This window comes from Ruegeria sp. BG7, from assembly GCF_056535685.1.
In genome coordinates this window covers 895,267-909,103 of record NZ_JBQFIU010000001.1, presented here as the reverse complement: position 1 = coordinate 909,103, position 13,837 = coordinate 895,267, and the positions used below count along the sequence as shown (strand labels likewise).

12 protein-coding genes are annotated in these 13,837 nt (G+C 57.5%); 8 read left to right on the top strand and 4 right to left on the bottom strand.

Annotated elements, in window-relative coordinates; genetic code table 11:
* Positions 1–69: 69 nt before the first annotated feature.
* Both ACR3EH_RS04460 and ACR3EH_RS04455 read right to left on the bottom strand, forming a co-directional pair.
* Complete coding sequence (locus tag ACR3EH_RS04460; RefSeq protein WP_171185078.1) at positions 70–1,470, bottom strand: helix-turn-helix domain-containing protein; 1,401 nt, start codon at positions 1,468–1,470, stop codon at positions 70–72.
* 63 nt (positions 1,471–1,533) lie between these two features.
* Complete coding sequence (locus tag ACR3EH_RS04455; protein WP_171185075.1) at positions 1,534–2,739, bottom strand: multidrug effflux MFS transporter; 1,206 nt, start codon at positions 2,737–2,739, stop codon at positions 1,534–1,536.
* 183 nt (positions 2,740–2,922) lie between these two features.
* On the opposite strand from ACR3EH_RS04455, the gene ACR3EH_RS04450 reads away from it, so the two are divergent.
* From ACR3EH_RS04450 to ACR3EH_RS04440, 3 genes are all read left to right on the top strand, one after another.
* On the top strand, positions 2,923–4,455 hold the full coding sequence (locus ACR3EH_RS04450; RefSeq protein ID WP_171092450.1) for an acyl-CoA carboxylase subunit beta: 1,533 nt from the start codon (positions 2,923–2,925) through the stop codon (positions 4,453–4,455).
* Positions 4,456–4,567: 112 nt separating this feature from the next.
* Entirely contained in the window at positions 4,568–5,053 is a 486-nt protein-coding gene (locus ACR3EH_RS04445) for a DUF6497 family protein (RefSeq protein WP_171185074.1), read from the top strand.
* Positions 5,054–5,186: 133 nt separating this feature from the next.
* Positions 5,187–5,540: a hypothetical protein gene (locus ACR3EH_RS04440; protein ID WP_171185072.1), complete on the top strand. Its 354-nt coding sequence runs from the start codon at positions 5,187–5,189 to the stop codon at positions 5,538–5,540.
* An 86-nt stretch (positions 5,541–5,626) separates the two neighbouring features.
* Here the strand turns inward: ACR3EH_RS04440 and ACR3EH_RS04435 are convergent, their stop codons facing one another.
* Positions 5,627–6,778, bottom strand: coding sequence for a DcaP family trimeric outer membrane transporter (locus ACR3EH_RS04435; protein WP_253746352.1), 1,152 nt, complete (start codon positions 6,776–6,778; stop codon positions 5,627–5,629).
* Between the two features lie 650 nt (positions 6,779–7,428).
* On the opposite strand from ACR3EH_RS04435, the gene ACR3EH_RS04430 reads away from it, so the two are divergent.
* On the top strand, positions 7,429–7,632 hold the full coding sequence (locus tag ACR3EH_RS04430; RefSeq protein ID WP_171185070.1) for a hypothetical protein: 204 nt from the start codon (positions 7,429–7,431) through the stop codon (positions 7,630–7,632).
* A 116-nt stretch (positions 7,633–7,748) separates the two neighbouring features.
* Positions 7,749–9,794 carry an acetyl-CoA carboxylase biotin carboxylase subunit gene (locus ACR3EH_RS04425; protein ID WP_171675409.1) on the top strand — a complete coding sequence of 682 codons (2,046 nt, stop codon included), beginning with the start codon at positions 7,749–7,751 and terminating at the stop codon, positions 9,792–9,794.
* A 76-nt stretch (positions 9,795–9,870) separates the two neighbouring features.
* Here ACR3EH_RS04425 and ACR3EH_RS04420 read toward each other — a convergent pair whose 3' ends face one another.
* Complete coding sequence (locus ACR3EH_RS04420) at positions 9,871–10,317, bottom strand: DUF4174 domain-containing protein (RefSeq protein WP_171092440.1); 447 nt, start codon at positions 10,315–10,317, stop codon at positions 9,871–9,873.
* 168 nt (positions 10,318–10,485) lie between these two features.
* Between ACR3EH_RS04420 and scpA the strand changes: the two genes are divergently transcribed.
* The 3 genes from scpA to ACR3EH_RS04405 all read left to right on the top strand — a co-directional run bounded on the left by scpA (position 10,486) and on the right by ACR3EH_RS04405 (position 13,806).
* Complete coding sequence (scpA, locus tag ACR3EH_RS04415) at positions 10,486–12,612, top strand: methylmalonyl-CoA mutase (RefSeq protein WP_171675410.1); 2,127 nt, start codon at positions 10,486–10,488, stop codon at positions 12,610–12,612.
* A gap of 106 nt (positions 12,613–12,718) precedes the next feature.
* Entirely contained in the window at positions 12,719–13,321 is a 603-nt protein-coding gene (locus ACR3EH_RS04410) for a VOC family protein (RefSeq protein ID WP_171185064.1), read from the top strand.
* Complete coding sequence (locus ACR3EH_RS04405) at positions 13,318–13,806, top strand: GNAT family N-acetyltransferase (protein ID WP_171185062.1); 489 nt, start codon at positions 13,318–13,320, stop codon at positions 13,804–13,806. The genes ACR3EH_RS04410 and ACR3EH_RS04405 overlap by 4 nt, the downstream gene beginning before the upstream one ends.
* Positions 13,807–13,837: the final 31 nt, after the last annotated feature.

The following is a 13,837-nucleotide window of genomic DNA, read 5'->3' as shown; positions in this document are numbered from 1 at the left end:
AGATGGGGGCTCTGCCCCCGTCGCGGCCTGTGTCGCGACTTCCCCGAGGTATTTTGGGCCAGGTGAAGATCAGGTGACTTCGTAGGGCAGAGTGCCGCGCAGATGGGTGTCTATGCTTAGGCGACGTTCCAAGGGCGGAACCGAGCGCTGGTGGCAGGTTTGCCGTTCGCAGATGCGGCAAGAGATGCCGATCGGTTCGTATGCACTGGCGTTATTGATATCGAGATTATCGGCATAGACGAGCGCAGGTGCGTGTCGCACTTCACACCCCAAAGCGATCGCATAGCGCCGGACAGGGGCGCCGAAGGACCCGCCGGACTTTGATACGTCACGTGCAAGAGAAATATAACGAACCCCATCTGGTGTTTCTGCCAGTTGGCGAAGAAAGTGCCCCGGTGTTTCAAAGGCGCGGTGCACGTTCCACAAGGGGCACGCACCGCCAAACCGCGCAAATTGCAGGCGCGTGGCCGAGTGTCGTTTGGTAATCGTGCCGGCCTGATCCACCCGAACAAAGAAGAAAGGAATACCCTTTGCTCCTGGGCGCTGAAGCGTCGATAGCCGATGGGCAATCTGCTCGATTGAAGCTCCGAACCGATTGCTGAGCAGTTCCAGATCGTGGCGCTCTTCTTGCGCGGCGGTCAGGAAGACGGAATAAGGCATCAAAGACGCGCCTGCGAAATAGTTGGCAAGGCCGATCTTTGCAATCGACCGGGCCTCGTCGCTTTGGAACTTTGCAAAATCCAGCGTTGCTTCCAACAGCTTGTCCTGGCTGATCAATGCAACCTGCAACAGCAATTGGAACACTTGGGTTTGCGGCGCAGCGCGCGAGGACAGGCGCAGAATCTTGCTTTCGGCGTCATAACTGCGCAGTGGGTCCATATCTGAAAAAACGACCTGAATACCGCGCTCTGACAGGCTGTTCAGGGCGGCCTGCCGTATCCCTCCGGGGCCGTCTGCCCGATTGGCGAACAATTCTGCCGCCCTGTCCACAGCGTCGATATAGTTGTCGCAATAATGAAAGAAATCGCGCACTTCTTCCCACGGGCTGGCCTGAATTCGCGCATCTTCGCGCCCCAAGGCTTCGTCCAGTGACGCAAGGCGTTCGTGTGTTTGGCGGTAGGTTTTGTGTAACTCGATAAAGGCACGCGCCAATGCGGGGGCGTTGGATGCGGTCAGGCGCAGATCAGCCAGTGGCGGTTGGGCATCGGCGAACACCGGGTCGGCCAATGCCTCACGCATGTCAGATACAAGCCGCTCACTGTCGCCAGTGCTGAGTTCGGTCACGTCCATGCCGAATTCCTGCGCCAAGGCTAACACAACCGTCGTCGAAATCGGTCTGTTGTTGTTCTCCATCTGGTTCAGATAAGGCAGGGAAACACCCAGTTTGGCTGCGAATTCCCGCTGGGTCAGAGTCAGACGTGTGCGCATCTCGCGGAGCTTTGCGCCCGCATAGAGTTTTTGAGTCGCCATTGGGGACCTTTGCAAGTTTCCTAAATCCGAGTCCTAACTTTGCAAAGTGATCCGCGCAACCGATTAGAGCCCAAGTTGCCGTTCCCGCCGGATGACTGCTGCAATCGCACAAATAGCCAAAAGGGCTGTTGCCAGCATCAACCATAAAAGAGGCATAGCGCCGGTTTCGTGTGTCAATAGCGCGCCCGCCAATGCGCTTAGACCCGCGCCGCCGCCCAACATGATGGCACCGCTCAAGCCTGATGCGGTTGCAGCCAGGTGCGGGCGGACAGACAGTGAGCCGGCAGTTGCATTGGGGATGACCATACCGTTTCCGATGCCGACAAAGGTCATGAGTCCAAAGAAGCTGAGCGCCGTTCCGGTGCCCACAAGAAAAAGCGTTGCCGATAGGACGACGCCGAAAGCATTTAGCAGGCTGCCCCAAAACACCATGCGGTTCACGCCGACGCGCATAGAATAGCGCCCGCTGATGAAGTTCCCCGCAAAGTACCCAACGGCAGGTGCGCCAAAATAGATGCCAACTTGCGCGGCGCTCAGTCCGAATAATTCAGTTCCAATAAATGGTGCGCCACCCAGATAAGCAAAGAACGCTCCCGACGAGAATGCGCAGGCCAGTGAGTAACCCCAGAAGCGAGGCGAGGTCAGCAATTCGGGGTATTCTTTGAATTGCTGTATGAGTGATTTTCCGCTTTTTGCTGCCGTTTCGCCAAAATCCGTAAATGTCAGGAAAAGCGTCAAGGCACCAATGGCGAATGGCAGCCAGAAGTTTGCTTTCCAGCCGAACGCCTCTTCGAGAATGCCGCCAATTGCAGGTCCGATCATGGGGACCACGGCCATGCCCATGGTCACATAACCGATCATGGATGCGGCCTGGTCTTGATCGTACATATCCCGCACGGCCGCGCGACTTAGCACGATACCTACGACAATGACTGCCTGACACATCCTGAAGACCAGGAATATCTCGGCGTTCGGCGCATAAATGCATCCCAAAGTGGCCAGTAGGAAAAGCGCGAGCCCCCAAAGCAAAACCGGTCTACGACCCGCCTTGTCGGCAATTGGGCCAATCACGATTTGCAAAACGGCATTGATCAGCAAGTACAAGGCAATCGAGAGCTGCATGACCTTGTAATCGGTGTCGAAGTACACGGCCATGTTTGGAAGGCTGGGTAGGAACAGGTTCATGCTCAGGGCGGACAGGCCTGAGAGCAAGACAAGTGTTGCCAATGTGGGTGGTGTGCGCTGCGCGGCGCCTAAGCTGAACTGCATAGTTCACATGTATAGCTATTGAAATTCGGAATGCCAGTCGTTGAGAAAAATCAATTCGATACTTAGCTAATTTGCGGTTATCCAGAATGTTGTTGCTGATACTTTGCAAATTTGCCGAAAAGAGCTTTGGCTCAGACTGTCTAGCAGGTAGTGTCCCGTCAAATTTTAAAAGGGATACGCGTCATGAAAGACATCCTTTCGGAGTTGGAAAATCGCCGAGATGAGGCACGACTGGGCGGTGGGCAAAGAAGGATCGATGCCCAACATTCACGCGGCAAACTGACAGCACGTGAACGGATCGAATTGCTGCTGGATGAAGGCAGCTTCGAAGAATTCGATATGTTTGTCAGCCACCGCTGCACTGAATTCGGTATGGAAAACCAAAAGCCTGCGGGTGATGGGGTCGTGACCGGGTGGGGCACAATCAACGGTCGTATGGTCTATGTTTTCAGCCAGGACTTTACCGTTTTCGGCGGGTCGCTCTCGGAAACCCACGCGCAGAAGATTTGCAAGATCATGGATATGGCTGTGCAGAACGGAGCGCCGGTCATAGGGATCAATGACTCGGGCGGGGCGCGAATCCAAGAGGGTGTTGCGTCGCTGGCTGGGTATGCCGAAGTGTTTCAGCGTAACATTACGGCATCGGGCGTTGTCCCGCAGATCAGTGTGATCATGGGCCCCTGTGCCGGTGGCGCTGTTTACAGCCCGGCGATGACCGACTTTATCTTCATGGTCAAAGACTCGTCTTACATGTTTGTGACCGGTCCCGACGTGGTCAAAACGGTTACAAACGAAGTGGTGACTGCCGAGGAGCTGGGTGGTGCGTCGACACACACCAAGAAGTCTTCGGTTGCGGACGCGGCGTTTGAAAACGATGTCGAGGCGTTGGCCGAAGTGCGCCGATTGGTGGATTTCCTGCCCCTTAACAACCGCGAGAAACCCCCGGTCCGTCCGTTCTTTGACGAGCCCGGACGGCTTGAGCCGTCGCTGGATACCTTGGTGCCCGACAATCCCAACACGCCTTACGACATGAAGGAACTTATCACCAAAGTGGCGGATGAAGGTGATTTCTACGAGATCCAGGAAGACTTTGCCAAGAACATCATCACCGGTTTTATCCGTCTGGAGGGTCAGACCGTTGGGGTCGTTGCCAACCAGCCGATGGTTCTGGCGGGATGTCTGGACATTGACAGCTCGCGCAAGGCGGCGCGCTTTGTGCGCTTCTGCGATTGTTTTGAAATCCCGATCCTGACCTTTGTGGATGTTCCGGGCTTCCTGCCGGGCACGCAGCAGGAATACAGCGGTGTCATTAAACACGGTGCCAAGCTGCTTTATGCTTATGGCGAGGCCACAGTGCCCAAAGTGACCGTGATTACGCGGAAAGCATATGGCGGTGCTTATGTGGTTATGGCGTCCAAGCATCTGCGTGGTGATTTCAACTATGCCTGGCCCACAGCCGAGATTGCGGTGATGGGGGCAAAAGGCGCAACCGAAATCATCCATCGCGCAGATCTTGGGGATGCAGAAAAGACCGCGCAGCACGTTGCAGATTACGAAGATCGGTTTGCCAACCCCTTCGTCGCGGCCGAGCGCGGCTTTGTCGATGAGGTGATCATGCCGCAATCGACCCGTCGTCGTGTGTCCAGAGCGTTTGCCAGCTTGCGGGGTAAGCAACTGAAGAACCCATGGAAAAAGCACGACAATATTCCGTTGTAACCGACCTGGGGCGGTCAGGCCGCTCCGGTGTTCCTGTGCGTCGTCAGGCCAAAAACTGGGCAAAACCCGCTCAAAATTGAGGCGGAATTGACAAGAATCGGCAAATAGTTGAATGATCCGACCCATCAGACATAGAACAGCGCAGTTCACAAGCACTGCGCGCGCGATCCCGGAAGGAGGAGCTCGCCCTTGGCGGGTCCGGGATCGCGCCATTTGTCTAATGATCTGCCTGGCCTGCTCACCCGTCTTTGCTCAATCAGATACGCCGTTGCCGGTGCCGTCTGGCCAACCTGTGCATTTGGATGATGTCTTGCTCGACAACAATCCGGGCGAGCTTTGGGTGCGCTTTCGCTTCATCGCTCCAAAAATTGGCGCGACGGTAGGACGGATCACTTACGATGTTGCGTCCAAAGACATGGAGCATCTGTGCCAAATACTGGCGGTTCCCTATGTGGCCCAGCATGACTTGCAGCCTGTGCGAGTTGTCATTTCATTGGCGGACCGACCTGTAGAATTTGGCGATGCTGCCCCGGACGCGACGCAGTTTTTTGAAGCCTACCGGCTGGAGCAGTCCCGGTGTATCTGGGAGGGGCTTTGACCATGAATTCTTTCTTTCATGACGTCAGAGCATCTCAGACCAACGGTGCGGCTTTGGAGGTGCGCAACATGATCCCATCCCTTTTCGGGTTTGATTTTTCTTTGTCTGTCAGCGTTAAGCCGGAGGTATTGCCATGCTGAAGCATCGCGGCTTCCCCGGGCGTCTGTCTGGCACGGATTTTCAGTTTACTATTCGCCGTGCCAATCCCAAGGGCGTGACGCCTTTGACACGTCGGGAACGGTTCCGCGACCGTAAGCCTGCCGACAAGCGTGCGGATACCGCGTTCATGGAAGCGCTTTGGGCGCATTTCGGGGATCAGCCCTTCGAGCGGGGCAATCTGGACGCGGGTCGCCTGAGCTGGTTGTTCGGGCGCGAAGTTGTGCCTGCAGAGGACCCGTTTGATCCGTCCAGCTATGACGCGCTTTTGGTCATTGATGTGGATGTGGCCCGCGCATCTTTTCCCGAAATCATCGACGGGGTGGGCTGATTTTGTTATTGGCTGCCGCATATCAGTATGCTGAATCCGGTGTCGCGGCGATCCTGCCCGCAACTGGGCAGGATCTGTGTGCGGCATCAGAAGTTGAGTTGAGCGGCCAGCTGAACGCGGCTACCGTCAAAGGTGCGGCCGGTGGGCGCGTCGTTCCGCTCACCATAGATGTACTCGGCGCTGAGCGTCAGGTTGTCAGTTGCCTTGTAGAAGGCGTTGACATGGATCGTCTCCAACTCGGTGAAGGACAATGTGCCGGTCGAGGTGGGAAGATCATAATTCTCGCGACCGTACGCAATGCCGACATTCCATTTTGGACTCAGGTCTTGCCTGAATTCGACGGTATAGCCATCCACATCGTTCGCTTGCCCGCCGACAATCGCATCGCCAAGGCCGATCAGATAGGGGCCAAGGGCCTCACCCGTCACGTAGTTGACTTGGAACAGCCCACCTTGCCACGGGCGAACCGAGGCAGAGGCAGTGAAACCCGTTTGGTCAACTTCCACACTGCCGGAATTGGCTTTGCCATACAGCACCGCGCCCCGCGCAATATATGTGCCGTCATTGTATTCCGCCGAAGCCGTCAAGACCGGATCGTCAGAGTTCGAACCGCTGACATTTTCTTCCAGAGAAACGGCGAACTGAGCGTCGCCCCCAAGTTGCCCGGTGTATCGCAGCTGCGGGACACGGGCGAAGGCAATCCCGACCGGGCCGTTGAATTCCACCGAGGTGGGATAGGTGTCCAGCGGCTGGAAGTTGGTCCAGTACTGGCCGATCAGGAACTGATCACCGATCGTGATGTTTGCGTGGCGTATACGCAGTTCGGCAGTGCCACCCGAGCCAAACAGATCAAGCTCCAGCTGACCCCCGATGTCGCCGATCCCACTTGGCGTGGTGGTCCGCAGGCCAATCCGCGATTGGCGTACTGTCGCACCAAAGGTGCCATCGGTTGCCGCAGACGGTTCACCGATGACGTTCACAAAGGCAGTATCGCCCTGATCAAAGTCGAAATCGTAGAAGAAATCGGCCTTGACGTAGCCATAAACGTCCAAAGTGGTGTTGCCGATCCGAAAATCTCCGTCAGCGGGGCTGCTATCGGCGGATTCCAGCGCCTCAACCCGTGCGCGCAAGGCATCGAGTTCGGCTTGAGTCTGGGCATCCTGAGCATAGGCAAGCGTGCCGGTCACACTAAGCGCCGAGGCAGCAAGCAGGAGTGCCTTCATTCGTGTCGTCATCATGTGGGTGTTTCCTTGTGTGCGAGTGTGCATCCGCACCGTTTCACGCGGCCGATGACGACGGAAATCACGAGAATGGGACGAAAAACCCCAAATATCTCAAGGAAATGTGCGACTCGGCCCTGGAAAAATCACGTCAGGGTGAACCGATCTGTCAACCATATGAATGTGAATGCACTTTTGCAGTGCAGAAAAATGTCGCTGCGTGATGCCGCACGTGCAAACGGCCGCCTCTGTTTGGGTAAATGTAACGGCAATGTGACGGGTAGGCAGGGGCTGTCACCGATTTACCAGAGATCCTGGATCGGCACGAATTTGCGTGAGCTGTCTCGGTGTGGGCAGAAACCAGCCGAGATATCGCGTGGAAACAATACTGTGTTTGCAGGTGATATTGTGGCGTGCACAGTGAGTGGGCCGTGCGGCTCTACTTTGCCTGCGCCGCACATGCACCTACTATTCCGTACCCCTTCCTTACGCGGGCAGGCTTGTGTTCCCCACAAAAACCTGTCCGCGTTTTTCTTTTTGCGCGCAACGCGCAAAAAGAGGCAAAAACCTGCACAAATGTTGCCTGTGCGCCCTCTGATATTGAATAACACGTCGCGTTTCGCGCATCAGAGCGCAAACGAAACAAGACAACCAGAAGGGCAGTCACAATGCGAATCTCAAAACTTATCCTCGTTGCAGCGGCCTGCGCGGGCTTGGCGGCTTGCGGTGACACCACGGGCGAACAGGCAATCTTGGGTGGCGGGGCCGGCGCTGTTGGCGCAGCCGTTCTCAACGCAGACCCACTTTTCGGCGCGGCCGTCGGCGCAGCGGGCAACGTACTGTATTGCAAAACACAGAACACCTGTAACTAACGCATCTTTTTCGGGGCGCCTGTCGCCCCGTCCGTCATCTCGCATCACGCCGTCGTGGGGATCGCTCCCTGCGGCGGCGTTTTGCGTTTCCAGAACACCAAGCCAAAGGACGTTCCATGTTCAATAAGATCCTGATCGCCAACCGGGGCGAGATCGCCTGCCGGGTCATCAAGACCGCCCGCAAAATGGGTATCGGCACAGTTGCCATTTATTCGGATGCGGACAAGAACGCGCTGCATGTGTCGATGGCGGATGAAGCCGTGCATATTGGCCCGCCCCCGGCAAACCAGTCTTACATCGTGATCGACAAGGTCATGGATGCCATTCGCCAAAGCGGTGCGCAGGCCGTTCATCCGGGGTACGGATTCCTGTCGGAAAACGCCAAATTCGCCGAGGCGCTTGAGGCTGAAGGCGTGGCGTTTGTCGGCCCCCCTAAGGGCGCGATCGAGGCAATGGGCGATAAGATTACCTCGAAGAAAATCGCTCAGGACGCAAACGTGTCGACGGTTCCGGGCTATATGGGCCTGATCGAGGATGCAGATGAGGCGGTCAAAATCTCGAATGAGATCGGCTATCCGGTCATGATCAAAGCCAGCGCCGGTGGCGGTGGTAAAGGCATGCGGATCGCGTGGAACGACGAAGAGGCGCGCGAGGGCTTTCAGTCGTCCAAGAACGAAGCTGCGAACTCGTTTGGGGATGACCGGATTTTTATCGAGAAATTCGTGACCCAGCCGCGCCACATCGAAATTCAGGTTCTGTGTGACAGCCATGGAAATGGTATCTATCTGGGCGAGCGCGAATGCTCGATCCAGCGCCGGAACCAGAAAGTGGTCGAAGAGGCGCCGTCGCCATTCCTTGATGAAGCAACGCGTAAGGCGATGGGCGAACAAGCCGTGGCCTTGGCTAAGGCGGTTGGCTATTCCAGCGCAGGCACGGTGGAATTCATCGTTGACGGTGAAAAGAACTTCTACTTCCTTGAAATGAACACCCGTCTGCAGGTGGAACACCCTGTAACCGAGCTGATCACCGGCGTTGATCTGGTGGAACAGATGATCCGCGTGGCGGCGGGTGAGCCGTTGTCGATCACGCAAGACGACGTGACGCTGACCGGTTGGGCCATTGAAAACCGCCTGTATGCGGAAGATCCCTATCGCAACTTCCTGCCGTCGATTGGCCGTCTGACCCGGTATCGTCCTCCGCAGGAAACTGCGGCCGGTCCGATGTTGGTCAACGGCAAATGGCAGGGCGAAGCGCCTGAGGGTGAGGCCGCCGTACGCAACGATACCGGCGTCTACGAGGGCGGCGAGATCAGCATGTATTACGACCCGATGATCGCAAAACTCTGCACCTGGGCCCCGACCCGTGAAGCCGCGATTGAGGCGATGCGCGTTGCCCTGGACAGTTTCGAGGTTGAAGGCATTGGTCACAACCTGCCGTTCCTGTCGGCTGTGATGGACCACCCGAAGTTCATCAGTGGTGGCATGACCACGGCTTTCATTGCCGAAGAATATCCCGATGGGTTCGAGGGCGTATCCTTGCCCGAAGCTGATCTGCGCCGGATTGCAGCCTCCTGCGCAGCAATGCACCGCGTGGCCGAGATCCGCCGGACCCGCGTGTCGGGCCGGATGGACAATCACGAACGTAAAGTCGGCAAACGCTGGGTTGTATCGCTGGAAGGTCACGAATTGCCGGTTCAGGTGAACGCTGACAAAGAAGGTGCGACCGTCAAGTTCGAAGATGGCTCGACCCTGCGTGTGGCCTCGGACTGGACGCCGGGTGATCAGCTGGCCGTACTAGATGTCGATGGCAGCCCGTTGGTTCTGAAGGTTGGCAAGGTTTCGGGCGGGTTCCGCATTCGCAACCGTGGGGCCGACCTGAAGGTTCTGGTGCGCCGTCCGCGACAAGCAGAGCTGGCCAAACTGATGCCGGAAAAACTGCCGCCGGATACCTCGAAAATGCTGCTGTGCCCGATGCCTGGTCTGGTCGTGAAAATCGATGTCGAAGTGGGGCAGGAGGTGCAGGAAGGTCAGGCGCTGTGCACCATCGAGGCGATGAAGATGGAAAACATCTTACGGGCCGAGAAGAAGGGCACGGTTGCAAAGATCAACGCTGGCCCCGGCGACAGCCTTGCCGTGGACGAAGTGATCATCGAGTTCGAGTGATCATGCCAGTGCTTTCACTATACCTCCGACGGTCTCCGGCGTTCTGCGCCGGAGCTGCGTGGTATTGCGAAAGCGCTCAACCGCCCTCGCGCCGGTCGCGGATTTCGCGCTCACGCAGGGGGGTCTTGTCGATGGACCGGCCGATTTCTCGCACGCTCCAAGGGGCAGGTTTGCGCAGTTTGACCACACCGTCCTTGTCGACGAACACCATCTGGAACCCACGTGGACGCAACTGTGACCGAATCGGAGACCGCGCCGATGGGTCGGTATCGGTCAAAACCACCACATCCCGGTCACGCATGGCCTCTTCGCCGTCCAGCAGCATGTCGATCTGTTGTTGGAAGCGCGGGTCGGCAGGTGTGTCTGCAAAAACTACGATAGGCCGGTTGACCCATAGAAATTCGCTGAGTTCGCTGTCCCCGACCGGGCGAACAAAGCTGTCATCCGAGGGCGCCGTGCCGTCCGCCGCCCAAGCGGCCAGAGGGATTAGTGCCGAGAAAACAAAGGCAAGCGTGCGAGTCATGTGGCCTCCTGTTCTTTCGAATATAGCCCCTGTCTCCGCGATTGCGACTGACGATTTACACAGAACACTCAAAATTTCGCGCTTGCGCCCCGACGCAATGGTCAAGCGCAGGACCTCAATGCGGACGCTTTTTGCGGCCGCCACCCGAGTTGACGAGAGGAAATTGAAATGACCGACACGAAGGACTGGAAAGCGCTGGCCGAGAAAGAGCTGCGCGGACGTCCGTTGGACGATCTGACCAAGGAAACGCTGGAAGGCATCGCCGTCAAACCACTTTATACGCAAGAAGATACAGCAGATCTGCCGCATATGGGCTCGCTGCCGGGCTTTGGCCCGTTCACGCGCGGGGTAAAGGCGACGATGTATGCCGGGCGTCCGTGGACGATCCGCCAGTATGCGGGCTTTTCGACGGCCGAGGAATCAAACGCCTTTTACCGCCGTAACCTGGCAGCTGGTCAGCAGGGTGTTTCGGTCGCTTTCGATCTGGCCACGCACCGTGGTTATGACAGTGATCACCCGCGTGTTGTAGGCGATGTTGGCAAGGCCGGTGTGGCCATCGACAGCGTGGAAGACATGAAGATCCTGTTCGACGGCATTCCGCTGGATAAGGTTTCCGTCTCGATGACCATGAACGGTGCGGTGGTTCCGATCTTGGCCAGTTTCATCGTCGCAGGCGAAGAGCAAGGCCATGACAAATCGGTCCTGTCCGGCACAATTCAGAATGACATTCTGAAAGAGTTCATGGTGCGTAACACCTATATCTATCCCCCTGAACCTTCGATGAAGATCATTTCGGACATCATCGAATACACCTCGAACGAGATGCCCAAGTTCAACTCGATCTCGATCTCGGGCTACCACATGCAAGAGGCCGGTGCGAACCTGGTGCAGGAATTGGCCTATACGCTGGCTGATGGGCGCGAATATGTGCGCGCTGCGACTGAGGCCGGGATGGACGTGGACAAGTTCGCAGGGCGTTTGTCGTTCTTCTTTGCCATCGGCATGAACTTCTTCATGGAGATCGCCAAGCTGCGCGCCGCGCGGACCCTATGGCATCGCGTGATGACCGAATTCGGTGCAAAATCCGAGCGGTCAAAGATGCTGCGGACGCACTGCCAGACCTCGGGCGTGTCGTTGCAAGAGCAAGATCCCTATAACAACGTGATCCGCACAGCCTATGAGGCAATGAGTGCGGTTCTGGGCGGAACGCAAAGCTTGCACACCAACGCGTTGGACGAGGCGATTGCACTGCCAACTGACTTTTCGGCGCGTATCGCGCGGAACACGCAGTTGGTGTTGCAGGAAGAGACCGGCGTGACCGACGTGGTCGATCCTTTGGCCGGTTCCTATTACATCGAAAGCCTGACCAACGAACTGGTCAAAAAGGCCTGGGCCTTGATGCAAGAGGTCGAGGAGATGGGCGGCATGACCAAAGCCGTGGCCAGCGGCATGCCCAAACTGCGGATCGAGGAAAGCGCGGCGCGCCGTCAGGCGATGATCGACCGGGGCGACGAGGTGATCGTCGGTGTCAACAAATACCGCAAAGAACAGGAAGACCCGATCGACATTCTGGATGTCGACAACGTTGCGGTGCGCGAAGCACAGGTCGCGCGACTGGAACGTATCCGCGCAACCCGCGACGAGGCAGCGTGTCAGGCTGCGCTGGACGCGCTGACCACAACTGCCCGCGAGGGTGGCAACCTGCTGGCTGCTGCGGTCGAGGCCGCCCGCGCCCGCGCATCCGTAGGAGAGATCAGCATGGCAATGGAAAAGGAATTCGGCCGCCACCGTGCCGAGGTGAAAACCCTGGCCGGGGTGTATGGCGCGGCATACGAAGGTGACGAAGGTTTTGCCGCGATCCAGAAGTCCATTGAGGAGTTTGCCGAAGCTGAAGGGCGTCGCCCCCGTTTGCTGGTGGTCAAGATGGGGCAGGACGGTCACGACCGAGGTGCCAAGGTCATCGCCACGGCCTTTGCCGATATTGGGTTTGACGTCGACGTTGGGCCTTTGTTCCAGACACCCGCCGAGGCCGCGCAGGATGCCGTGGACAATGACGTGCATGTGGTTGGGATTTCCTCGCAAGCTGCAGGGCACAAGACGCTGGCCCCGCAGTTGGTGGAAGAGCTGAAAAAAGCTGGTGCCGAGGACATCATCGTCATATGCGGTGGCGTTATCCCGCAGCAGGATTATCAGTTCCTGTACGATCATGGGGTGAAAGCGATCTTTGGGCCGGGCACCAATATCCCCGAAGCTGCGCAGGACATCCTGCGTCTGATTAGTGAAGCGCGCGGCTAAACAGTGGCTAAGGTTTTTCGTCGAAAAATCTTGTGATCGCGCGCCGATGGCGGAAACATGCGACCAGACCTGATTGGGTCTGGTCGAATTTTTTTAGGAGGGGCGCATGTTGCTCGATCATCTGGCTGTCGCCGGAGAAACGCTGGAAGAAGCATCCGCGCATGTCGAACAGGCTTTGGGCGTTGCACTGCAGGCGGGCGGCAAACACGAGAAGTTTGGCACCTATAATCGATTGCTGGGACTCAAGGACGGCCTGTATCTTGAGGCAATTGCCATTGATCCCGACGCGCCCACGCCGGAACGGACCCGCTGGTTCGATCTGGACCGGTTCACAGGTAAACCGCGGCTGACCAATTGGATTTGTCGCGTGCCGGATATCGAAGCGTCTCTTTCGGTGTTTCCCGATGGTGTTGGAACGCCGATTGATCTGACACGCGGGGCCCTGAGTTGGCGCATGGCCGTGCCACCGACCGGCCGACTTCCCTTTGATAACCTGTTTCCCGCGCTGATTCAGTGGCAGGGGGATCTGCACCCGGCGCAGATGTTGCAGGACAGCGGCTGCCGCCTACGCAGGTTGGTCGTGTTCCACCCGGATGCGCTAATACTGGCCACGCATCTTGGCGCGTTGGACTGGGTGGTGTTCGACACTGGGCCAGCCGCTTTGCGGGCCGAGTTTGAAACCCCGCACGGCGTGCGTGTGTTGGAATGAAGGTCCGACAGGCGCAGCCTGCAGATGCACACGCGATTGCCGAGATCACCAATCAGATCATTCGCGAGACGTTGGTGACGTTCACAACCGATACCCGCAGCGTTGAGAGTATCGCCGAAGATATCCTCGCCCGAGGTCCCGGGTTTCTGGTTGCAGAAATTGAAGGCCGCGTGGTCGGGTTTGCGACCTTTGGGCCTTTCCGCTCAGGCCCCGGGTATGTCCACAGCTCGGAACACTCGATCCAACTGGCACCCGACGCGCGCGGCAAGGGTGCTGGCCGCGCCCTGATGGCGGCACTTGAAAAGGCCGCGCGTGCCGAAGGCGTCCATGTGCTGGTTGCTGGCATCTCGTCCGCAAACCCGTCTGCCATTGCATTCCACACAGCGTTGGGGTTCGAACAGGTCGGACATATGCCTCAAGTCGGTTACAAATGGGGGCAGTGGCTGGATCTTGTGCTGATGCAGAAAATTCTTTCACCGGAATGATCTATCGCACCTGACAGTCCCGGATTGTGGC